Raw genomic sequence first — 22,008 nt, forward strand, 5'->3', positions numbered from 1 at the left:
TTTTACCATTTGCCGGTAACTACTTTCACCTTTTCAGAATAAGGGTGCTCCGATTATTCATGAAGGGATGTCAAGCCGGATAGGAGCAAAGAGTTCCTGGAAAATAGCACTCCCGTTAATAACTTCTCAATGGGAAGAACTAAATAAAAGTTAAAAAAACCTCTATCACACACGAATAGAGGTTTTTTAACCCTTATTTCTTCTCAACCCCGCTCAAGTCAATAAACGGAGTGGCTCCACCCGTTACACTTGGCAGGCGTCCATCCCACTTTTCGAGGGCCTTTTCTTGAACCTCAATTTGCTTTAATTGGATTAACTCCGGTGTGACTTCCTGCTTTTTCAACCGCAAGGCCTCTGCTTCTGCACCAGCTTGGGTGACTTGCTGCTGCGCTTCAATCTTGATTCGTTCTAAATCCCTTTGAGCCTTTAGCGCATTTTGTTCGGCTGTTTGTTTCAATTCAATCGCTTTATTGAATTCATCACTAAAGGCAAACTCTTTAATATTGATATCTTCTAGAAACATATAATATTTGGTTAACTTGGTGGCCAGCATCTCCTTCACTTTAGCTGACACTTCTGGACGTTTGGAAATTAGCTCCTCTGCGGTATATTGAGCTGTCACCGCCTTTAATGATTCAGCGATGGCAGGGTCGACGATGCGAGAACGATAATCAGGACCGATTTCTTGGTATAGCTTATTGACGGCACCTGGATCAACCGAAAAGTTGACCGCCACATTAGCTGTGACCATTTGTAAATCCTTTGAAGCGGCTGTCTGAGAACTTTCTTCTTTTTGGACTCGAACCTCCACTTGTTCCACATTTTGAATGAACGGAATTTTAAAATGAAATCCCTCCGTTAAGATCGTTGACTTGACTGCCCCTAATTGCAATAGGACCCCTCTATTACCAGATGCCACCGTAGTGCCCGAAAAAATAAAAAGCACAACCACCACCACTACAATCAAGCCGCTTACCAATAATTTGCTGTTTCTCATGATGCCTCCCCCCTCCTCTTAAGACTATATGTGCAAAGGGACGGTTCTCATGCTTATTTCGAAGCATGAGAACCGTCCCCTTGCACCTTAAATATCAAACTGGCCGACACACCCAAAATTCTAGCTGCCTGCCGCTGTGACAAACCTTTAATTTTTTTGATTTCTCGTAACAGATCATCTCTTTGCAGCCTAGGCAGGCCCTTTACCTGGGCGATCTCGATTGTACCAAGTATTTTCTTAATTTCTATTCTTGCCTCTTCATCTGTAAATCTTCTTCTGTAGATCTCTTGTTCATTCAGAAATTCACCTTTGAAATCCTGCTCATTGAATTCTATAAACCGAGCTTTGGCCAGGGCTGAATCGTCCGAAAACAACTTGAGGATATAATCGGTATCATACAGCTTGTGAGGAAAAGACTGTTTACCGTAATACCCAGGACAGCTGCTCCACCTCCAATCACCGACTCTGTCCACCATTCCCGCTTTTACTGGATTTTGATGAATGTATCGAACCACATTTAATAAGCCCAGAAAACTATCTATACAGATACTTCTAAATCGATCCTGAAAAAGGTGGCCGGTTGTTTGATATTTCTCGTTATAATAAGAAACAAAGCTTACGCCAACCCGTTTCATGGTAGCTGAAAGTGTTTCATTACCTTCTTTCACAAGCAGATGGACATGGTTACCCATTAAACACCAAGCATAGATGTTCACTTCCGCTTTCATTTTGTATTTCTCGACAATACTAAGAAATCTTAGGCAGTCTTCGTCATCATGGAATATTTCCTGTCGATTCGCTCCTCTCAACATGACATGGTAAACACCGCTGCGACTCTTCTCGCGAGCAACTCGAGGCATCTTGATCACCACTTACCAAAGATAAATTTTTTATAACTTTTGAAAAAAAAGAAAGGGATTAAAAAGTGAGAATCGGGGGAAACAAACTATTGGTTAATAAATGGCGCTTTTTGAATCAATGTGAAGTTTACATAAAATTAGAGTGAAGAAGATAGAATAAGTTGGAAGAGGACTTTCCACTGTTTCTGGGTTTTGGGAGGATAATTATACAAATCTATCATATACTAAATTATCAGACCTTTCACTATTTATTTAATATAAAAAAAGAAGCAAAAAAACCGTCCCTTTGCTTCGAAAAGGAGTCCGTTCATGAAACGAATAGCAGTTTATTGCGGTTCAAGTTTTGGTGCTTCAGAGGATTATAAGGTTGGAGCGATGGAATTAGGAAAAGAGTTAGCGAAGCGGAATATGACTTTAGTTTATGGTGGTTCTAGTAATGGCTTGATGGGGGCTGTTGCGGATACGGTATTGCAGGAAGGCGGGCAAGTCATTGGGGTTATCCCTAAAGTGCTAGGTGATCGTGAAATTTCACATACGGGGTTAACACAATTATTTACCGTTAGCACCATGCATGAGCGAAAAGCAAAAATGGCAGAATTAGCCGATGGATTTGTGGTCCTGCCTGGAGGGACCGGAACGTTAGAAGAGTTCTTTGAAATATTCACATGGGGCCAAATTGGGCTGCATCAAAAACCATGTGGCTTACTGAACATTCAGCACTACTATGACCCGCTCATTAGCTTATTTAACCACATGTTCAACCAGAAATTCCTCCAAGAAAAATTCCGCTCCATGCTCTTAATCGAAGAAAAACCAGCCACACTCATCGACCAATTCTACCATTATGTAGCACCGACAATAAAATCATATGATTAAGAAGCATGGGGACGGTTCTCATGCTTCCTTCAAATATAAATGGTCAAAATTGGTTTATGTAAAAACATTGAATATATAAACATTTTTTTGTATAATTATTCTGGGTTGGATGGTAAATGTGTACATCACTGTATTTAGCGTAGGTGGGGCTGATACAAATTAAGGCAAGAGTTATTTGGCTCTTTTTATGAGTAAAATCTTACTGTATATAATTGGATTTTTATGAAATAAAAAGCCGACATTAACATTGAAAACGTTAATGCCGGCTTTATTTATGTAATCTAGGAGAATTACGGGAAATCACGGGGACGGTTCTCATGCTTCGGAAGCAAGAGAACCGTCCCTGTGATTCTTTCTATCTACTCTTCACATAAAAAACCTCTGATTGGAAGTCTCCGCCGCGTAGGGCTTGTTTGCTATTGGCACCATTAAATTCGGTTGGAAGCGGCAGTCCCACTTGAATAAGTTCATCTCCATAGTAGTCTCTTCCTGCTGCGTGATAGACTCTCCCTTCATCTAATCCCCTTAAACGTAAGGTCTGATGTTTCCGTCCATTTGGCGTAGCCAAAACTTTATAGTACCCGACCATCGCCTCGGATTGATCCGGACTTACCACCATCCAAGCGGTCTCATTCCCCTCAAACGGACTTAACAGGCGATAAAACTGGCCCTCACGGATTAAGCGGCGGTGTTGTTTATAAAAAGCCACCTGCTCCTTAATTTCTTCCCGTTCTTCTTCCGTTAACAACAACGGATTTAATTCATAGCCAAAGGTACCAAAATAAGCAGTATTGGCCCTCGTCGATAAAGGCGTTTCCCGTAAGGTTTGATGATTCGGAACAGCAGAAACATGAGAACCCATACTATATAAAGGATAAGCAAAAGATGTACCATATTGAATCTTCAATCTTTCCACCGCATCCGTATCATCACTCGTCCATGCCTGCGGCGCGTAATACATCATCCCAGGGTCAAAACGTCCCCCTCCGCCGGCACAGGACTCAAATAACACGTGCGGAAACTCACTAGTCAGGCGTTCATAAAGACGGTAGACCCCTAAAATATAACGATGGAAAAACTCCCCCTGCTGGCTGGAGGATAAGACTTGCGAAAAAGCCTCGGTAATATTTCGATTCATATCCCACTTAATATACGAAAGGTTCGTCCGCTTCATGATATCGGACATCTTCTCATAAATATAATCGACAATCTCAGGTCTCGAAAAATCTAGCACAAGCTGGTTCCGCCCCAGCGTGTAAGGCTGACCCGCCATACCGACAGCCCAGTCCGGATGCTCTCTAAACAACTCACTATTAGGACTAATCATCTCCGGCTCAAACCAAAGCCCAAATTTCATGCCCGTTTTCGAAATCTTCTCCGCTAAACTTTCCAGACCTTCAGGCAGCTTATCAAAATCGACGTGCCAATCCCCCAATGAGGAAGTATCGTCATTTCGTTTGCCAAACCAGCCATCATCCAGGACAAACAACTCGATCCCTAATTCACTCGCTGACTTGGCAATATCCACGAGTTTTTCCTCATTAAAATCAAAATAAGTCGCTTCCCAATTGTTAATCAAAATCGGACGATCTTCCGTCTTCCACTGCTTTGGAATCAGATGTTGACGATAAAGCGTATGGAAAGCTTGGCTCATCCCGTTCAAACCTTGATCCGAGTAAACCATAACCACTTCCGGTGTTTGAAGGCTTTCATCCGGCTGCAGATTCCACTTGAAACCCATTGGTTGAATTCCGACGGTCAGCCGGGCCATATCATAATGGTCAACCTCTACCTGCATCAGAAAATTGCTGCTATAAACAAAGTTAAAGCCATATACTTCCCCCGAATCCTCGGTAGCCGCTGGCCGTTTAAGCGCTAAAAACGGATTATGGTGGTGCGAGCTGGCTCCGCGCAGGCTGGAAATCGATTGAATGCCCATTTCCAAGTTCCGCTCCTTCACATGCCGTTCCCGTGACCAAGTACCTGCTAAATGGGTAAAAATAAACTCTTTATCAGGCAGGTCGACAGATGCCCCCATTAACCGATCAATCACCAAATTCCCGGTTCCTTCATTTTTTAGAGAAGCACTTCTTGTGATCACCGGTTGATCTCGAAAAATCGTATAATGAAGCGTCAATTTCGCCTGTAAAAATGCATCTCTCAAGACAATCTGGAGTGTGCCCGCTTCCTCATCCTCGTTAACATAGGTAGAAGGCAGCCCTTCAATCCTAGGTTTCCCCTCTATAATTTTAAAAGAATCATAGATAAAATTCGGGACATGTGGCACATCTTCTTTCCCGACACTGATCGCAGGTTCCCGAAAATCAGAGTTCCCATAGGCAGGATATTCTTGACGCAGTGTTTCTAAACTAAACGCAGGATCATCTTCATACGGATGACAGCTGGCAGGGGTTGGAACATCATACGTTTGCAAATGGGTAAAATCACTTCGGTGCCTTAATGCTTTCCCATAATAAAGATGGCCTAGCTGACCATTTTTCATCACATGAAAAATATAGCTGACCACCCCGTTGGTTAAATGAAATTGATTATTTTCTTGATTAGTATATATGAACATAAAAAGCATCACCTTCTCCAGAATAATATAACTACAAGTGAAAGAGTCCCTCACATTGCAGGACTCTTCCATCGTACTAAACTCTTTGAATCAAAAACTCAAATTCGATATTTTCATTGGCTTTAATCAGGTGTTCCTCGTGTACCGGTGCTCCCCAGCTGTCGTCACCGCCGACCCCCATCTGCCTGCCGGCCACCGTGACAACCGTATAATGAACATTCGGAAGCTCATAGATATGCTGCGCATTCTCAAGTTCGAAAGCGGTATAGGGGGAGAAATTGCACTCCAACGGCTTGCCCACAGAAGAAATTCGCAGACCACGTCCGTTTTCATTCGTCACACTCACTCTGCGAACCCCTGTCCGATTTCCAGACTCCTGCGGCATCACATAACCTGATAGATTATCAGTTACTTGATTTTTAAAGATCCCAAGCCTTGCTCCCATCGCACGGTCACAATAATTCTCTTCCGGACCCATCGCGTACCACTCCAGTTGGTTGTAATCAGCCGGTACCTTGAACGACACCGCAAAAATTGGCAGCTGCGGCAGATTCTCAGCACCTTTATAAGCTGACTTCACTTGAACATTTCCATCTGGATACACGGTGTAAACCGTCTTCACCTCAATCTCGCTGTTAATCGAGAATTGGTACGTGAACGTAACACGCACTTGACTAGTGCTTTCTTCCACTTGAAAATCGACACATTTCCTTGCCAGGCTGGCCGCATACCAAAGACCGGAATGGAAGCTTTGGGAATAGCCGCGGTCATTGTCCGTCGTCGCTCTCCAGAATAATGGAGCCGGTGGAAGGGCAATCATTTCTCTTCCTGCATAATTCAAGGAAACAAGGCTTCCCACCGATTTTGAAAACATAACAGTGAAATCGCTGCCGTGAACGCCAATGTTCACATCACCATGCGCGACCCGTAGTTCTCCTTTTACAGGAGCTTCTTCTTTCGCACCTACATAATAGACAAATTGTCCAAATGCAATCTCATATCCTGCTTCTGCCCAAACCATACGTTCTTTCAGCTTGAGCGAAGCTTGAATACAATATTCACCGGACTCAGCTGCGATGTCTTTAGGCAGAGCAAACTCGAAACGTCCCTCACTGTGCGGTGCCACACTGGCTGAAAGTCTGTTTCGATAGAATTCCCTGCCCTCTAGGAATAGCACATATTCCAATTCAAAGGCATCCGTGTTGGAGAAAAGGCTCTCATTTTTAACCGTAACGCCCGTCTGATCTGGCAGCAGTTTAAAGTCTTGATATAAATATTTCACTTCCTGCATCTTTGGTGAAAGTTCACGGTTTGCATACACAACTCCATTTGTACAAAAACCATAATCGGTCGGACGATCGCCGAAATCACCGCCGTAGGCAAGGTATTCACGACCGTAGCGGTCTTTTTTATAGAGCGATTGATCGATATAATCCCAAATAAATCCGCCTTGGTACATAGGATACTTCTGCTCTAAATCCGTGTACTTATACATACCTCCAAGCGAATTCCCCATCGCATGCATATATTCACAGCTGATGTACGGCTTCTCCGGATTTTCGGTTAAATATTTTTCAATATCAGCTGGCTTTGCATACATCCGGCTTTCCATATCACTAGTTGCATTATAGTCACGGTTATGGAAAACTCCTTCATAATGCACCAGGCGGCTTGGGTCTGTGCTCCTAAAATAATTCGATACGTTTAGAATGACTTCACCTGCATAGGATTCGTTACCACAAGACCAAATTAAGATGGAAGGATGATTCTTGTCCCGCTCCACCATGGAAATCGCGCGGTCCATGACAATGTTTTGCCACTCCGGCTTATTCCCTGGAACATTCCAAGAAGGTTCGACCGCCCCCATCTTTTGCCAAGATCCGTGTGTTTCTAGATTCATTTCATCAATCACATAAACCCCGTACTCGTCACACAGCTCGTACCAATAGCTCTGATTTGGATAATGAGACGTACGAACGGCATTAATGTTATGACGCTTTAACGTTTTAATATCCCATAACATATCTTCTTTTGTAATCGCCCGTCCGCTTCTTGGGTTAAATTCATGACGATTCACCCCTTTGAACACGATCCGCTCCCCATTAAGGCGCATCACTTTATCCACCAGTTCAAATCTTCTAAAACCAAGCTTTTGCGGCACGACCTCGACCAGCTGGCCCGCTTCATTAAACAGCTGCACATATAATTGGTATAGATAAGGACGTTCAGCGCTCCACAATTCCGGTTTATCAACATTCATGGTGAACGAACATTGGTCGTCCGCCTCTTCAACATTGGCGAACGCAACCATCTCACCATTCTGATCGAACAACTCAGCCATAACACTTGAAGTAGCCGCCCCCCGCAACTTTAAGTCTGCGGTTAACGTCCCTTTTGAAAAAGCAGCGTCTAACTCCGGACGGACATGTAAATCAGCCACATGAATTTCCGGTACGGTATAAAGGTAAACATCACGGAAGATCCCCGAAAACCGCCAAAAATCCTGGTCTTCAAGCCAGCTTCCCGTACTTCTTTGGTATACTTCCACCGCCAGTTTGTTCTCTCCTTCTGTTAAAAAAGCGGTAAGCTCAAACTCTGCCGGGGTAAAAGAGTCTTCACTATAGCCAACAAATTCCCCGTTCAACCATACATAGAAAGCAGACTCTACACCTTGAAAGGAAATATAAACTGGCTTCTTTTCCATATGGGCTGGAATCGTAAAGGTTTTTACATAACTGCCCACAGGATTATAGTCTGTCGGAATTTCCGGCGGGCGGATCTCGTTATGTCCGTCCCACGGGTACATCGTATTCACATATTGCGGCTGACCGTAACCCTGGAGTTGAATGTGGCCAGGAACGGTAATATTCCCCCATCCAGACACATTAAAATCTAGTTTGTAAAAATCCTCCGGACGGTTGTCTGGATTGACCGCATAATGAAATTTCCAGTCGCCATTTAACGAATGGCGCAGTTTCATTGGAGCCGCGCTTTTTGCTTCATCCATCGTTTCATAGTATCGATGGTCAGAATGTGCGGGAAGACGGTTGACCGCAAATACATTTAAATCTGTAAGCCAATTAGTAGTTGGAATCATTTTTATCTTTTACTCCTTTTAATTTTGGGTTCTCTTTTGATCGAACGGCTGTCCATTTACCAAAGTCGCGCTCGCATTCCCTTTTGGGGCAATGAACCGACCTTTCATTTACCGAAGTCGAACTCCTTTTCAGCTCTCGGGTAATGAACCGACTCTTCATTTACCGAAGCAGCCCTCTTTCTTTCATTCGAGGGCAATGAACCGTCTTTTCATTTACCGAAGCAGTCCTCATATTCCGCTCTCGGGCAATGAACCACCTCTTCTTTTACCGACGCTGCCCTCTTTTTCCTCCCTAGGGCAATGAGCTGCCTCTTCATTTACCGAAGCAGCCCTCATAACCCAATTTTCGTCCATGAACCATATCAAAAACAACGGAAATTTTTCAAAAAAATGACTATTTCACCGATCCCATCATCCCTGCAACAAAGTGCTTTTGCATGATAAAGAAGATCAATGCAGCCGGCAGTGTAGCGATCACGATCGCCGTCATAATCATCCCGAAGTCTGGCGAATAACTCGACCCAAGAACAGAAATCAATAACGGGATCGTCTGATGTTCCGGAGACTGCAACACAACAAGCGGCCATAAATAACTATTCCAGCTGGCCATAAACGTAATAATCGCACCTGCAGCATAAGTCGTTTTCATCGTTGGCAGATAAATTCGGAAAAAACAGCCAAGCTCGGTCAAACCATCAATACGGCCTGCTTCCAAAATATCCTTTGGAAACATTTTCGTACTCTGGCGAAAGAAGAAGATCAAAAACGCTGTCGTCACGGTTGGTAAAATAACCGAAGCAAACGTGTCAATTCCTAAAAACGGGACAGATTGAGAAATCATCCCAAACATTCTGAACAAAGGAACCATGAGAGCCGCAAACGGAATCATCATCGACAGCAGCAAGAAATTAAACACCATGTCTTTTGCTTTACTTTGATAAATCTCAAATCCATAGCCCGCCAAAGAAGCAATCAGCAAAGAAAGCACGGTTGTTGTAACGGAAATCTTGGTTGAATTCAGCAAAGCGGGTACAAGGTCGACCGTGTCCAACAGATTGTGTAAGTTCTCCAGAAAATGACTGCCTGGTAATAGACGGCCCTTTGTCACATCGACCGATTTATTGGTGGCGCTGACAATCATCCACAAAAATGGAAAAATGGAAACGATGGCACAAACGGCTAAAAATCCATAACTAAATACTTTTTTAATCATTTTTATCACCTGCCACTTTGAACTGGATGATCGAGAAAATCACAATCATAATCACAATTGCGTACGATACCGTTGCTGCATACCCGAAGTCAGGAGTGTATTTAAAGGACAAGTTGTAGATGTACTGGGATATCGTCATCGTCGCATTGCCCGGTCCACCTTGGGTAATATTCATGACCTCATCAAACAACTGAAGGGTACCAATCGTTGACGTAATTGACGTAAATAAAATGATCGGCTTCAACATTGGGATAGTAATTTTGAAAAAAGTTTGAAAGCTTGATGCTCCATCAATCTTGGCCGCTTCATAAATCGATTGGTCAATATTTTGCAGGGCAGATAGATAGAAAATCATGTTATAGCCGGTCCAGCGCCAGGTAATCGCCACAATAATCGCGATTTTAGCCCAGAAGGGATCAGTCAGCCAATGAATCGGCTCGGAAATAAGTGATAATTTTACGAGGAAAATGTTAATAATCCCTTGCTCACCAAACAAATATTTAAAGATAACCGAGTAAGCAACCAGTGAGGTGACACATGGCAAAAAGATCGCCGTACGGAAAACGCCTTTCAGTTTCATCGTTTTGTCATTCAGCATAACGGAAATAAATAAGGCCAGAAGAATCATCACCGGTACTTGAATAATTAAATAAATGACCGTATTCTTCACGGTTGTAAGGAACGTTGGATCCTTCAATAAGCGGGCATAATTTTCAAAGCCGACAAATGTAAGGTTTGTACCGGTGCCGGATTGCAACGACATAATAAAAGCCTGAACCATCGGATAAAAATAAAATACACAAATCATCACAGCAGCAATGGCAATAAAAGACCAGCCAATTGCGGTATTTTTGAGCCGAAAGCTTCGGGTAGAATTAACTGTTTGGATATTCTGCTTCGTTTTTGCGGTAATCAATTGACTCAACTCCTTATTAGAAAAGCGCAAGCGTCCTGTTCAGCGGCGTATGGCCTGAGTGCTTTGACTGAGATAAAGGAAACACGAATAGCGATAGCGATTCGATGTTGACTTATCGTAGGGAAAAGCGCGAAGGACACTAGCCGCTAGGACGCTGTAGCTAGACAATTCTCAATGCTATTTTTTTAGAAAAAGCCCCGGAACCACCCACCTGACACATGTTGATCGCTCCATTAAACCAATTAGGAGAAGCCGGTGAGTTCCCGAGGCTTAATTTCTTATTAAATTCAGCTTATTTAATTTGCGCCTCAGCTTGTTTTTGGGCATCTTCTAACGCCTTATCAAGCTTTTTACCTTTAATATAGTTCTGAGCTTCCACCGCTAAAAGATCTTCAATCGCATACGTATGCAAACCATAGTTGATTTGTGGAATTTGCTCGGTCCATTTCGCAAAATCAGAAACAACCTTCTGTCCGCCAAAGAATTCGTCAGCTGCCTGATACGCTTCACCTTTAGTTGCAGGGGCATACGTACCGATGGCACCCATTTCTTTGTTTAATGTCTGATAGAAATCAACGTTTGAACCAAATGTTTTGGCAAGGAATTCAGCTGCTTTTTCTTTACCAGGAACATTTAGAACATACCATGAGCTTCCGCCTAAGTTTGTAGCGTTAACGGCCCCTTCAATATCAAGACGCGGCATTGGAACAACTGCCCATTTGCCAGATTGTGCTGCTTCTGCCTTTACAGATGGTGTAATCCAGTTTCCTGTAGGAACGGTTGCAACATCACCATTGTTAAACCCAGCTAAGAATTGGCTCCAGTCAGAAACAGGTGTCACTAAATCGGCATCTAAAAGCTCTTTATACGTTTCAAAAGCGACTTTCAACGCTTTATTTCCAGCTAAGTTAGGTGTTTTGCCATCTTCTTTTGTATACCAAGAACCAGCTGATTGGATCATCATACGAATCAGACCGAGGTCGTTCGGGTCTTGAGTCAGCATGTTTTTACCAGTTGCTGCTTTTACTTTTTTCCCAATTTCAATGTACTTTTTCCAGTCAATATTTTGTAAATCGGCTACTGTGTAGCCAGCTTTTTCTAAATAGTCCGTTCTAACGTAAAGTCCTGCGACACCAGTATCAAATGGAAGGCCATAGTTTTTACCATCCACGCTTGTTGGAGCAATTTTATACTGAGCAAAATCTTTTGCATTAAACTTTCCAGTTAAATCATAGAACATATCAGGATAAGCCTGAAGGAAGCTTTGCGCACGATAATCTTCAATTAGCACAATATTTGGCAGCCCCTTAGTCGTACCAGAGCTTAAGCTCGTATTCAGCTTTTGAATAATGTCATCTTGGGCATTTTCAATCACCTGAATATCAACGTCTGAATTAATCGAATTATAGGCATCTTTCGCTAGATTCATAGCTTTAATATTAAAATTAGGGTCCCAAGCCCATACCGTTACTTTATTGGTATCCTTTGAATCTCCTGAAGCTTCCTTTGTTTTCGAGCCTGAAGAACAGGCGCTTAACATCAGGATACTGACTAATAATAGTGCAAGTATCTTTTTCATCTAATTTCCCCCCAAGTATAATTCAGTATCTTTGTAAGCGTTATCCTGCTTACATGTACTATGTTAGCACCCTCTAAGGGGAATCCGTTAGGACGATATTTTTATAAATTTGTACTATCTTCACAAAATGAATCCGCTTACTATTTTAAAAATTGTACTATTTTTAGATTTTAGGATTATTTTTGCATGGGAAGGGAAACTCGCACCTTTGTTCCTTTCCCTAGCTCACTTGTGATGGTTACCCCGTAGGATTCACCATAGATCAGTTGAATACGCTCATGAACATTTCTTACCCCGATCCCGGAGAATGCCTGTTTCCGCTTCGTACTAGGCAGATGGCTTTCCTCTGAAATTTCCATCCCATCCCCATTATCGACAATCTCGCAAATCAAACGGTCGCCCTCCTGCCAGACGAGGACATGAATATACCCCTCAGGCTTATGGTTGAAGCCGTGAAAAAAGGCGTTTTCCATAAAAGGCTGAAGAAGCAGTTTTGGTATTTGCAGGTCCAGACAATCAGGTGAAACGAAGTAGTTGACCTTAATCCGATCTCCGTAGCGTTTTTGATTAATGAAGACATAATTCCTTAAATTATCGACTTCCTGCTTTACCGTAATCGTTTCACTGACATTACCAAGCGTGTTCTGCAATAAGGAAATTAACGCTTGAATCATCATTTCGGTATCTTCCTTACTTCCCTGCCCCACCATAAACTTGATTGAGGCCAATGTGTTGTATAAGAAATGCGGGTTAATTTGCTGCTGCAGAGCGGCGAGTTCGGCATTACGGCGCTGTTTTTGTGATAATACAAGCTGATCGACATACTCGTGGAGTTCATCCAGCATCGAGTTAAACGCCGTGCCGATCTGCCTTGTTTCATACGTTCCAGACACCGAAACATATTCGTCAAAATCATGTTCTGATGCACTTTTTATTTGCTTGACCAGCTTTGACAAGCCGTTTGTTAACCGCCTCGAGGCAAAAAGCACGAAAAATAGAGCAACAAGAACGATTCCCATTGAAATAAGCAGGATTTTCTTCTTATCGATTAAATCTCCAAACGCGGTTTCCTTATCAATGATGTTAAGCATGTACATATCAAAAGATGGGAGATATTCCATCATAATGATTTGTTCCTTACCCATAAAATCCCCGATGATTTGATTATCCTTTTCGTTCTTTCCGATTTCGACGGCATAATCCCGCAGCTCGGGTGATTTTTTACCGATAAGGTTAGACAGATTACTCGATACAATCGTGCCTTCCTTATTAATTAAAAAAACATTATTACCTGGAGTGGTGTAACTAGAATAAAATTTTCTAAATTCACTCTCGCGGATGGTAATATACATTGACCCATAGACAATTCCAGACCGATCCATTAACGCCTTGGACGCAATAATGTAATTACCTTCCTCTGTATCGGTACGGTGATCATATTGGTAGAGCAATCTTTTCGGGTTTTCCATTGTATTCCGTGTCAAAATGCTTTTCGTTAGCGCTTCATCAGTGATTGGCCAATAGGTACGATCATTGGTCGCATAGTTGACGCCATTATTCCCTCTAACCATGATGCCAACATCATAAGAAGCCAAAATCGGTTCAATCCGTTTTGTCAGTTGACTAAGGGTAAAAATAGACGCTAAACGATCGACGTTCGATTCCTCTTTCGTGGTTAGCACGTCCTTGATGGCCACACTTTGCAGCAAGCTGTTAGAGGCCATCACCACCGAGTAGTGATACTTCTCAAAACTGTCTTGTACTTGGTCCATCACTTTCGCATTGGTAATGCTGAACTTTTCAAAAAAGAACTGCTCCGCCATGCGAATCGTTGTCCATGTGATCGTGATGGAAACCGTGACAATCATCAAGACGGTAATCAAAAACATCGTGATAAATAAATTGTTATGTCGAAAACGTTCCGGAATGAATCTCATAAGGTTACCATCACTTTTCACATCAATTGTTTTCTTCGGAACTGGCTCGGTGACAGTCCTTTTATTTTTTTAAATACCTTGCAAAAATAACTGTGGTCTGAATAACCAACCATCCCGCTGATTTCCGAGATGCGGGCCGTTCCTTGAATGAGCAGCTTGGTTGCTTCTTCAATCCGGACCCGATTCAGGTATTCAATAAACCCTTCGCCATGATGGGTCGAAAAATAGCTGGACAGATAGGAAGGATTAAAGTGAAAATACTGGGCCACGCCCGTAAGTGTCAGCGGCTCGGTATAATGGTCATTCAGATAATCTAGTATTTTCTTGATCTGGTCATTTTCCGGTTGAAAGGCAGAGGTATGGATCGCTTTTTTGGCTTCAGCAATAAATTCAGCCAATTGTTCCACTGCTTCTACCGCAGATTGAGCGTCCTCAAAGGCTTTAAAGTAGGTATACTTGGCTTGCTCTAATTCCTTTACATCGTATTCCATATTGCTAAGCAGAATTAGGATATTAAAAATAATGTTGCCGAAAAAAGACTTGTATTCATACACATCCGTTGTATAGCAGGTAGATAATACGGTTACATGCTCTTGTAAATAATCAAACGCGGATTCAAAGTGCTGTCGCTTAAATTCACTCGTAAACCAATCTAAATTAAACTTCTCTAATTTAGGCGGAAGCACCGGCAAATCTTGTTTTGTGAGAACCAGCTGCTCAGGAAAGTAAAACTGATAGTTTAATAGCAGTAATAATTCTTCTTTGTAGACAGCACCAATCTTTGAGAAGTCCGCAAACTCCTCAGTGAGTGCAAAACGGAGACCTGCTTCGGATTCTGCTAAGTTTTTAGCAAACGGAATCAGTCTAGAAAAATCATCACCGTTGACAACGACGATATTTTTTTCAAAATAAAAAGAATAGCTTTGCTCCGTTAATCCTGTGGTCATTTTTTTCTTTACATCATCAGGCAGTTCCGCTTGTCCGCTTTTAAGGTTCACACCCAATAAGCAAAATCTTGGATTTGGAAAGGCCGTAGATAGTTGTGCAGTATCATAGTCTGCTTGATAGCCAGAAATCAGTTTCGTAATGATTTGTTCAATAGAAGGACTTGCGTCAACTGGCTTGTCCACCGATTTAAGCGATGGTATTCTGCTAGCTGCCTTCTTGAGCACGTTTAAGAGGCCTTCTGCGTCAAGCTTCGGCTTTAAAATATAATCAACCACACCACTTTGAAACGTGGAGCGGACATAGTCAAAGTCACCATAACTGCTTAAGACAATTACTTCAATAGAAGGATACCGTTCCTTCACAATTCTCGTTAATTCTTCTCCATCCATGATCGGCATGGCGATATCAGTAATGATAATATGCGGGTTTACAACCTCAATCATTTCAAGCGCTTCAGCACCATGCGAGGCTTCCCCAACCACCTCAAAACCTTCCTGCTCCCAATTAAGATAATGCTTAACCCCTTGCCTAATCAAAACCTCATCATCCACAATAAGAACCCGGCCTCGTTCCCCAGCTGTCATTGATATCCCTCCAGAATCAGGGGGACGGTTCTCTTGCTTCCGAAGCATGAGAACCGTCCCTTCGCTTACTAAAAAATTTTTCCCTTTACCCCTATATCGACACTGTTTTTAACTACTACCAATTATAGTCTATCTATAGGTCTAATATAAATAGGGGGAATTATGTATGAAGTTTGCAAAATTTATTAAACTCTTAGTTCCTGTATGTATGCTTTTTACTTTGTTATTACTGCCCTCTTCTCTATCAAACGCATATGCACGAACTCAGGTGGCTAAGCACCCACCTACGGAGAATGCAGCCACCTATATTACTTCCTTCAATCTGGTCAATGGTAAATGGGTGGGGAAATTTGATTATATCCAATGGTATTTTGGCAAGGCTGCTGATAGAGAGTTTAGTAAGGACTGTAAATGCTCGAAGGACATGGATCATGCCCCTGATGGATACTGGATTCGAAACGTTAATCCCAAAATACGGACCTTTACCATTTCAAAATCGGCCCGCTATGTATTACAAACACGAAGTTTATACAAAATCACCTGGAATGAAAATGTAACGAGAAACCAGTTTATCACCTTTTTGAAACAACGAGATACGCACCACCAAATTCCTTTTCATATCGAAGTAAAAAATGGGGTTGTCACGAAGATTACCGAACAATATATTCCTTAATAGAAACAGGGGGACGGTTCAAAACCGTTCCCTTCTACTATCTAGTACTCTCGATCTTTACAACACTTTCTTTTCTTGTGGCACTTCAAAGGTACTTCTCTAACCTTGTCTGGACCAAGCCTTTTCACCATTTGAGAAACCTGTTGATTTAGCATTTTTACTTCTCTGCTCTCTTTACGCTTTCTATGGTGTCTGCGGCAATCCCCTGAACTACAACTCTCAAAAGACTCGAATTGATCAGCGTCTCCCGTTGAACTGAATGCACCAGAGTTAACCATTGAACTTAAAGGTTCCATCATTCTTCTGCGCATGTCCTTTTGATGGCAGCCGCAATCCTCAGAATCACTACTCTCTACAGGAACAAACGAACTATTGCTCTCAAAAGAATCAAATGGTTCATTGGCGGATGCAGAACTAAACCCGGCTGCGTTAACTGTTGAAACAAAACCACTAGCAGAAACAGGGTCATTCAACACGACTCTACTTTGTCTAGCTACAGAACACTGAGTGCCATTGATGAAGGGATTACTGGCAGGAATGATGGGGAACATGACATTTTGTGGATCATTATTGTGACCACTGCCAGGGTTTGAAGGATCATTAATCGTAAAACTATTAGGGTCATTGTTATTCAAAAAGCGCCCAAATAGAACATGTCCAGATTCGTGGGCAAGGGCATACGAATCGAAGGCTCCGTCACTTATAACAGCATGTCCAACAAGTCCAAAATCGGTAGTACTATTAAAAAATGAAAAAACTGGACCTGCGTTGCCGATTGCACCAGAACTTAACGTTTGTTCGCTTAAATAAACGACATATATAGCAGTCGCATTGTTGGTTTGTGTTTTGATATCATTAAGCAGACTTACAACCCTTGGGTCGCTATTGTCCGCAACGGTACTTGCAGGAATGGTATAATCAGGGCGATAGAACACGCGTGACGAGACAAAATTTATCCCGCAAGCTACTCCTGGAGCAATCCCAGTATTCCAGACTTCATTAGAACGGCGGATATCTGCCTGAACTCTCGCCAGCATATCAGTGCAAATGGCACAATTTTGGGAGCATAGGGACGGTTCTCTTGCTTCCCGGTGTTTTCCCCTTAAGAAAATACTTGAAATTGCAAACGCTTTCATTTATAATGTAAATAGGTCGGATGGCAAACGTGGTCATCATGGTATACAGCGTAGGCGGGGCTGATACTACTGCTTTTTGGGTAAGAGCTATAAAGCTCTTTTTTTATTTGCCATTTTTTAAGGAACATCAGAATAAGGATAGTTAGGAAAAGTAGTGATTATTACCTATCTAAATTGAAATTTATTCCCATTTACACTGTATTAATAGTATAATAGTTGTAGCAATCTCGATATTACGGCAAAACGTTTAGTGAATAATAAAGGAACTTATCCATGGCCGATTGTGGGAGAACAAGACTATTATTTTACATAAGGGGATAAAAACGTATGAGACCAGACCTAAATCTAAATCACCCGGCATATTATGATGGAAGAAATTTAGACCAACTAGCAGCAAGAATTCAAGAAAATCAAAAAAATTGCCATTCGGTTGTGGTAAAACCAAAAATTCCAGCGGGAAAACCACTGCAGCTTCGTTATCCCCACCCATTAGAAGATGTGACTGTCAAACATTAATTTTTACATAATAAAGAACTGACGCAAAACACGCTGGACTTAGCGTGTTTTTTCATATTAACAAAGACACTCGGTCCTGCAATAAACTTTCACCTATAGGAGTCGAAGCCCCAATTTGGTGCATATAGTACATTATTGAAAAAAAGCAGGAGGAGATGCTCGTGGTCATACATGTGGTCCGCAGCGGAGAAACACTCTGGCAAATCGCCAATCAATACAAAGTCAATATGAACCAAATTGTTCAATTAAATGGGCTTCAAAACCCCAATCAGCTAGTAATTGGCCAGTCATTAGTCGTCCCTGTCCCTGGTACATCACACATTGTAAAGTACGGAGATACGTTATGGGCGATTTCACAACAGTATGGTGTGTCAATTAACTCGATCATTCAAGCCAATCAACTCACCAATCCCTCTGTCTTATATCCAGGTACAAAGCTAATCATCCCTCCAAGGATTCATATCGTTCAAGCCGGGGAAACGCTATGGCAAATTGCCAATCGTTATGGGATTACCGTTCAAGCATTGATCACTGAAAATCAGATTCAAAATCCAAACGTCATTTATCAGGGCACCCCTTTAAGAATACCGACCCGAAAACCGACGATTGAAGTCAATGCCTATACGTATCAACCCGACCAGGCAGCAGCAGATACGGTAAACGAACTGGCTCCCTATCTAACCTATATCAGTCCGTTTGCTTACTTGATCAGTGAAAGTGGGGATCTTACTCCAGCCCATGATGAGTTAACCATTCAAGCTGCCTTAGCTAAAAATGTGGTACCGATGATGTCGATTACAAATTTCACCTCATCAGCAGCCGGCTCCAATGTGGCACATACTCTTTTATCCACCCCTAGTTTACGCGAAAAAGTCCTGACTAATATGCTTCAGATTATGGACCAAAAGGGATATAAGGGCGCCAACATCGATTTTGAAAATGTATTACCAGCGGATCGTGAGAATTACAATACTTTCCTTCAACTTGCAGTGGACCGCCTGCATCCTAGGGGATATTTTGTTTCGACTGCCTTGGCTCCAAAAGTCAGTGCGACCCAAGCAGGTTTATTATACGAAGCACATGATTATGAAGCACATGGCAGAATTACCGATTTTGTGGTTCTGATGACATATGAATGGGGGTACCGGCTCGGGCCCCCACAGGCGATTTCACCTATTGACCAAATGAGCCGTGTCGTGGAATACGCTAGAAGCGTCATGCCGGCAGAAAAGATCTTTTTAGGTTTCCAAATTTATGCTCGCGATTGGCTCCTTCCGCATGTCCAAGGGCAAGAGGCCGAAACGTTTAGTACACAAGAAGCGATCGCCCGTGCCGTCAAATACGGAGCTGCGATTCAATATGATACCACTACCCAATCACCGTTCTTCCGTTATACAGATGAACAAGGCCGCGGCCATGAGGTCTGGTTTGAAGACGCTCGGAGTGCACAAGCGAAGTTCGACTTGGCCAAGGAATTTAATCTTCGAGGGATCAGTTACTGGGCATTAGGGTATCCATATCCGTCGAACTGGGCGTTGCTGGGGGATAATTTCACGATTAGAAAAGGTAGTCCGGCAATATGAAGCAAGGGGACGGTTCTCTTGCTTCCGAAGCATTAGAACCGTCCTATATTGGCACCTATTCCTAGTATTGCGGATAAACCATACCAACTTGCGCATCCTATTTCAATTTGCGGATTGCCCCGCTTACTTGCGGATATCGCCATCCTATTTGCGGATAGCACTACCTTATTTGCGGATAAGCCCCGCTTAATTGCGGATATCGCCACCTTATTTGCGGATAAGCCTTTCCAACTTGCGCATCCTAATTCAAATTGCAGATGCGTGTAAGTATTCATAACAATTGTAAGGCCGGGGTCCTGTCCATTCAATTTCGGAACATCAAACCCGGATAAAATAAAGTGATATTTCGGCACAACATTATGCCTATTTAAGCAACTCTTAGTACATGACAAAGGGCAGCCGTCTATTGCAATAATATCTCGTTCTGATTTTGCAGTTCGAACCAGTGGTTTCACATCACCTCCGACACCAACAATACAAGACATTTCAGCAACATCCTCTCGATCCATTTTTATAGCAATCATATTGGCAGTTTGGGCGGCAGAGGAACACCCAGAACATGAATACACAAGGGGCAATGATTCCTTTTCATTTGTTTACTCCTTTCAAGAGTCATGTGATTTGTTGTTTATTTTAATTCTTGCCGAATATTCCGTCTGTGATATTTTACACAATTCAGTATTTTCTTTCCTTTCCTCTAGCGACTCTTAGATTCCTTTTATATTATTCAACAACAAATGGCATGGAGTTTCGACAGATTTCCGCCTACTTCCGTTATGTGCTATACTATTCAATCGTTTGATTAAAAAAGCTGCAAGTACTGGTCTAATCGTAATTTTCCTTCCAAAACTATAAAAAGATTGTCGAGCCATTAAATTGGAAGTACGGGGACGGTTCTCTTGCTTCCCAGACTCTACGAGTAAACTAGCAACTCGGATTTTCATCTCTATAACCGAAATCTCTCCTTAATCATGTTCGCCACTTCAATCGCACTTAACTTGGTATTGTTTATTTTCACATAATTTTCTTTGGTAATTTCTCCATCCAATGAATTTAACCGATACCTTTCCATTGATTCTTTTAAGTTGGCTTCAGACCATTCCACGTTTCTCTTGGTTGGCTTATGTTCAAGACGATGCGGGCTTCGATTTCGCTCAACTCGTTCCTTCAAATCTGCCTCAAGTTCAACAAAGTAAACAGTCCCGCCCTTTAATTCAAAAATCTCACAAACTTGACCGATGTAATCCCAATCTTCTTGAAGGTCAAATGCCCAAACATAGGTAAAGATTAGTCCATATAAGTTACTCTTAGAAACTGCCTCAAATATTTCCTGACGGAATAAACTAACTAGTCTATTCCCCTCTTTAGTGCCGTATTCAAAAAAGGGAGTAACTAATTCAATCGTCATATGATTATGAAATAGTTTCAAGTCCGTTATTTTCTCCAACTCATGCCCAACTGTCATCTTACCAACTGCCTGCGGTCCAACTATCAGTACAAGTTTCATAAAATCTTCGACACTCCTATAACTATCTAGTTAATTCTCTTATTTCCCACAGTACCATTCTATCTTTCATTCTACTAACTATTTATCATTAAATTCACCCATAAAACGACAGTGCAGCCTAAATTCAACCGTTCTCGACCTTTAAAAAGCAAGATATAAAGAAGCAAAAGAACCGTCCCTCTGCTCCCTCTTAGCCTCTAGAAATATGCGAAAGGAGCCCAACATTAGTTAGGCTCCTTTCAATACTATCTTCGTTCTATTACATGAATAAATTCCCGCAGATAGTCTGGTAGATCTGGTGGACGGCGGCTTGACACAAGATGTCCATCGGTTACAACAGGTTCGTCATACCAAATGGCCCCTGCATTTTCCATATCATCTCTTATACCAGGTGTACTCGTAACTTTTTTCCCGTTCAGGATTTTAGCTGAAATCAACACCCAGCCCGCATGACAAATTTGTCCAATTGCTTTCTCGCTCGCATTCATCTCCTGAATCAGCGTTAGCACTTCAGGAAAACGACGGAGCTTATCTGGTGCCCAGCCACCTGGAACTAGGATCGCATCATAATCCGCTGCTTTCACATCACCATAGGCGAAATCACTTTCCGCAGGCACACCATATTTCCCTATATATTTTTCCTTTGCTTTCTCTCCGGCAAGATGGACCACGGCCCCCTCTTCGCGAAGTCGTAAAATAGGATACCACAGCTCTAAATCTTCAAATTCATGATGGACTAAACTGATAACTTTCTTACCTTGTAATCGCATATAACCCAATCCCCTTTCCTTAATAATAAAAGCTGTAAATGCATACTCTTGGTTTGATTAAAAGTCAATCTCATGCACGGCTTATCGTGCATGTGAAAAAATGGCCGACAACTTATTCTAACACTAACTGTTCATTCTATAATCTCATTTTGGCGTCGTAAGTGCGAGAAGAAGATATTCAAGGAAAAGACTCACCAGTATAAGGAAGCAAAAGAACCGTCCCTATGCTCACAAATTA

General features: G+C 42.2%; 16 protein-coding genes and 1 pseudogene. 4 read left to right on the forward strand and 13 right to left on the reverse strand.

Annotated features, from left to right (window positions below; genetic code table 11):
* Positions 1 to 193 precede the first annotated feature (193 nt).
* Positions 194 to 997, reverse strand: a complete 804-nt coding sequence (locus J7E81_RS08140; protein WP_215041662.1) for a prohibitin family protein — start codon at positions 995 to 997, stop codon at positions 194 to 196.
* A 53-nt stretch (positions 998 to 1,050) separates the two neighbouring features.
* Positions 1,051 to 1,857 (reverse strand): REP-associated tyrosine transposase, encoded by an 807-nt coding sequence (locus J7E81_RS08145; protein ID WP_215041663.1) that lies wholly within the window; start codon positions 1,855 to 1,857, stop codon positions 1,051 to 1,053.
* Between the two features lie 309 nt (positions 1,858 to 2,166).
* Between J7E81_RS08145 and J7E81_RS08150 the strand changes: the two genes are divergently transcribed.
* The gene (locus J7E81_RS08150) at positions 2,167 to 2,733 is read left to right on the forward strand and encodes an LOG family protein (RefSeq protein ID WP_215041664.1); all 567 of its coding nucleotides are present in this window, start codon (positions 2,167 to 2,169) and stop codon (positions 2,731 to 2,733) included.
* Positions 2,734 to 3,088: 355 nt separating this feature from the next.
* On the opposite strand, the gene J7E81_RS08155 is transcribed toward J7E81_RS08150, so the two are convergent.
* From J7E81_RS08155 to J7E81_RS08185, 7 genes are all read right to left on the reverse strand, one after another.
* Positions 3,089 to 5,311: an alpha-galactosidase gene (locus tag J7E81_RS08155; RefSeq protein ID WP_215041665.1), complete on the reverse strand. Its 2,223-nt coding sequence runs from the start codon at positions 5,309 to 5,311 to the stop codon at positions 3,089 to 3,091.
* Positions 5,312 to 5,387: 76 nt separating this feature from the next.
* Positions 5,388 to 8,408, reverse strand: coding sequence for a beta-galactosidase, LacZ type (gene lacZ, locus J7E81_RS08160; RefSeq protein ID WP_215041666.1), 3,021 nt, complete (start codon positions 8,406 to 8,408; stop codon positions 5,388 to 5,390).
* A 394-nt stretch (positions 8,409 to 8,802) separates the two neighbouring features.
* Positions 8,803 to 9,621, reverse strand: a complete 819-nt coding sequence (locus tag J7E81_RS08165) for a carbohydrate ABC transporter permease (RefSeq protein ID WP_215041667.1) — start codon at positions 9,619 to 9,621, stop codon at positions 8,803 to 8,805.
* Complete coding sequence (locus tag J7E81_RS08170) at positions 9,614 to 10,534, reverse strand: carbohydrate ABC transporter permease (protein WP_374104013.1); 921 nt, start codon at positions 10,532 to 10,534, stop codon at positions 9,614 to 9,616. The genes J7E81_RS08165 and J7E81_RS08170 overlap by 8 nt, the downstream gene beginning before the upstream one ends.
* Before the next feature lie 295 nt (positions 10,535 to 10,829).
* Positions 10,830 to 12,116 (reverse strand): ABC transporter substrate-binding protein, encoded by a 1,287-nt coding sequence (locus J7E81_RS08175; RefSeq protein ID WP_215041668.1) that lies wholly within the window; start codon positions 12,114 to 12,116, stop codon positions 10,830 to 10,832.
* Positions 12,117 to 12,292: 176 nt separating this feature from the next.
* Positions 12,293 to 14,053, reverse strand: a complete 1,761-nt coding sequence (locus J7E81_RS08180) for a sensor histidine kinase (protein WP_215041669.1) — start codon at positions 14,051 to 14,053, stop codon at positions 12,293 to 12,295.
* Positions 14,054 to 14,070: 17 nt separating this feature from the next.
* Complete coding sequence (locus J7E81_RS08185) at positions 14,071 to 15,585, reverse strand: response regulator transcription factor (protein WP_215041670.1); 1,515 nt, start codon at positions 15,583 to 15,585, stop codon at positions 14,071 to 14,073.
* Between the two features lie 166 nt (positions 15,586 to 15,751).
* On the opposite strand from J7E81_RS08185, the gene J7E81_RS08190 reads away from it, so the two are divergent.
* Positions 15,752 to 16,258 carry a hypothetical protein gene (locus tag J7E81_RS08190; RefSeq protein ID WP_215041671.1) on the forward strand — a complete coding sequence of 169 codons (507 nt, stop codon included), beginning with the start codon at positions 15,752 to 15,754 and terminating at the stop codon, positions 16,256 to 16,258.
* A 41-nt stretch (positions 16,259 to 16,299) separates the two neighbouring features.
* Here J7E81_RS08190 and J7E81_RS08195 read toward each other — a convergent pair whose 3' ends face one another.
* Positions 16,300 to 17,295: a zinc-dependent metalloprotease gene (locus J7E81_RS08195; protein WP_215041672.1), complete on the reverse strand. Its 996-nt coding sequence runs from the start codon at positions 17,293 to 17,295 to the stop codon at positions 16,300 to 16,302.
* A 426-nt stretch (positions 17,296 to 17,721) separates the two neighbouring features.
* Between J7E81_RS08195 and J7E81_RS08200 the strand changes: the two genes are divergently transcribed.
* Positions 17,722 to 17,910: a hypothetical protein gene (locus tag J7E81_RS08200; RefSeq protein WP_215041673.1), complete on the forward strand. Its 189-nt coding sequence runs from the start codon at positions 17,722 to 17,724 to the stop codon at positions 17,908 to 17,910.
* 161 nt (positions 17,911 to 18,071) lie between these two features.
* Positions 18,072 to 19,493, forward strand: coding sequence for a LysM peptidoglycan-binding domain-containing protein (locus tag J7E81_RS08205; RefSeq protein WP_215041674.1), 1,422 nt, complete (start codon positions 18,072 to 18,074; stop codon positions 19,491 to 19,493).
* Positions 19,494 to 19,732: 239 nt separating this feature from the next.
* Here the strand turns inward: J7E81_RS08205 and J7E81_RS31075 are convergent.
* The 3 genes and pseudogenes from J7E81_RS31075 to J7E81_RS08220 form a co-directional block, all read right to left on the reverse strand.
* A pseudogene (locus J7E81_RS31075) lies at positions 19,733 to 20,071 on the reverse strand (putative zinc-binding protein); the annotation flags it as partial.
* Positions 20,072 to 20,439: 368 nt separating this feature from the next.
* Positions 20,440 to 21,000, reverse strand: coding sequence for a DEAD/DEAH box helicase family protein (locus tag J7E81_RS08215; protein ID WP_215041675.1), 561 nt, complete (start codon positions 20,998 to 21,000; stop codon positions 20,440 to 20,442).
* Positions 21,001 to 21,245: 245 nt separating this feature from the next.
* On the reverse strand, positions 21,246 to 21,770 hold the full coding sequence (locus J7E81_RS08220; protein ID WP_215041676.1) for a type 1 glutamine amidotransferase domain-containing protein: 525 nt from the start codon (positions 21,768 to 21,770) through the stop codon (positions 21,246 to 21,248).
* Positions 21,771 to 22,008 lie beyond the last annotated feature (238 nt).

It is taken from the genome of Bacillus sp. ISL-18 (assembly GCF_018613415.1).
GTDB lineage: Bacteria > Bacillota > Bacilli > Bacillales > Cytobacillaceae > Neobacillus.

Excerpts from the sequence above, each read along its gene's own strand:
- J7E81_RS08140 (WP_215041662.1), bottom strand. The coding sequence starts at position 997 with ATGAGAAACAGCAAATTATTGGTAAGCGGCTTGATTGTAGTGGTGGTG.
- J7E81_RS08145 (WP_215041663.1), bottom strand. The coding sequence starts at position 1,857 with ATGCCTCGAGTTGCTCGCGAGAAGAGTCGCAGCGGTGTTTACCATGTC.
- J7E81_RS08150 (WP_215041664.1), top strand. The coding sequence starts at position 2,167 with ATGAAACGAATAGCAGTTTATTGCGGTTCAAGTTTTGGTGCTTCAGAG.
- J7E81_RS08155 (WP_215041665.1), bottom strand. The coding sequence starts at position 5,311 with ATGTTCATATATACTAATCAAGAAAATAATCAATTTCATTTAACCAAC.
- lacZ (WP_215041666.1), bottom strand. The coding sequence starts at position 8,408 with ATGATTCCAACTACTAATTGGCTTACAGATTTAAATGTATTTGCGGTC.
- J7E81_RS08165 (WP_215041667.1), bottom strand. The coding sequence starts at position 9,621 with ATGATTAAAAAAGTATTTAGTTATGGATTTTTAGCCGTTTGTGCCATC.
- J7E81_RS08175 (WP_215041668.1), bottom strand. The coding sequence starts at position 12,116 with ATGAAAAAGATACTTGCACTATTATTAGTCAGTATCCTGATGTTAAGC.
- J7E81_RS08180 (WP_215041669.1), bottom strand. The coding sequence starts at position 14,053 with ATGAGATTCATTCCGGAACGTTTTCGACATAACAATTTATTTATCACG.
- J7E81_RS08185 (WP_215041670.1), bottom strand. The coding sequence starts at position 15,585 with ATGACAGCTGGGGAACGAGGCCGGGTTCTTATTGTGGATGATGAGGTT.
- J7E81_RS08190 (WP_215041671.1), top strand. The coding sequence starts at position 15,752 with ATGAAGTTTGCAAAATTTATTAAACTCTTAGTTCCTGTATGTATGCTT.
- J7E81_RS08195 (WP_215041672.1), bottom strand. The coding sequence starts at position 17,295 with ATGCTGGCGAGAGTTCAGGCAGATATCCGCCGTTCTAATGAAGTCTGG.
- J7E81_RS08200 (WP_215041673.1), top strand. The coding sequence starts at position 17,722 with ATGAGACCAGACCTAAATCTAAATCACCCGGCATATTATGATGGAAGA.
- J7E81_RS08215 (WP_215041675.1), bottom strand. The coding sequence starts at position 21,000 with ATGAAACTTGTACTGATAGTTGGACCGCAGGCAGTTGGTAAGATGACA.
- J7E81_RS08220 (WP_215041676.1), bottom strand. The coding sequence starts at position 21,770 with ATGCGATTACAAGGTAAGAAAGTTATCAGTTTAGTCCATCATGAATTT.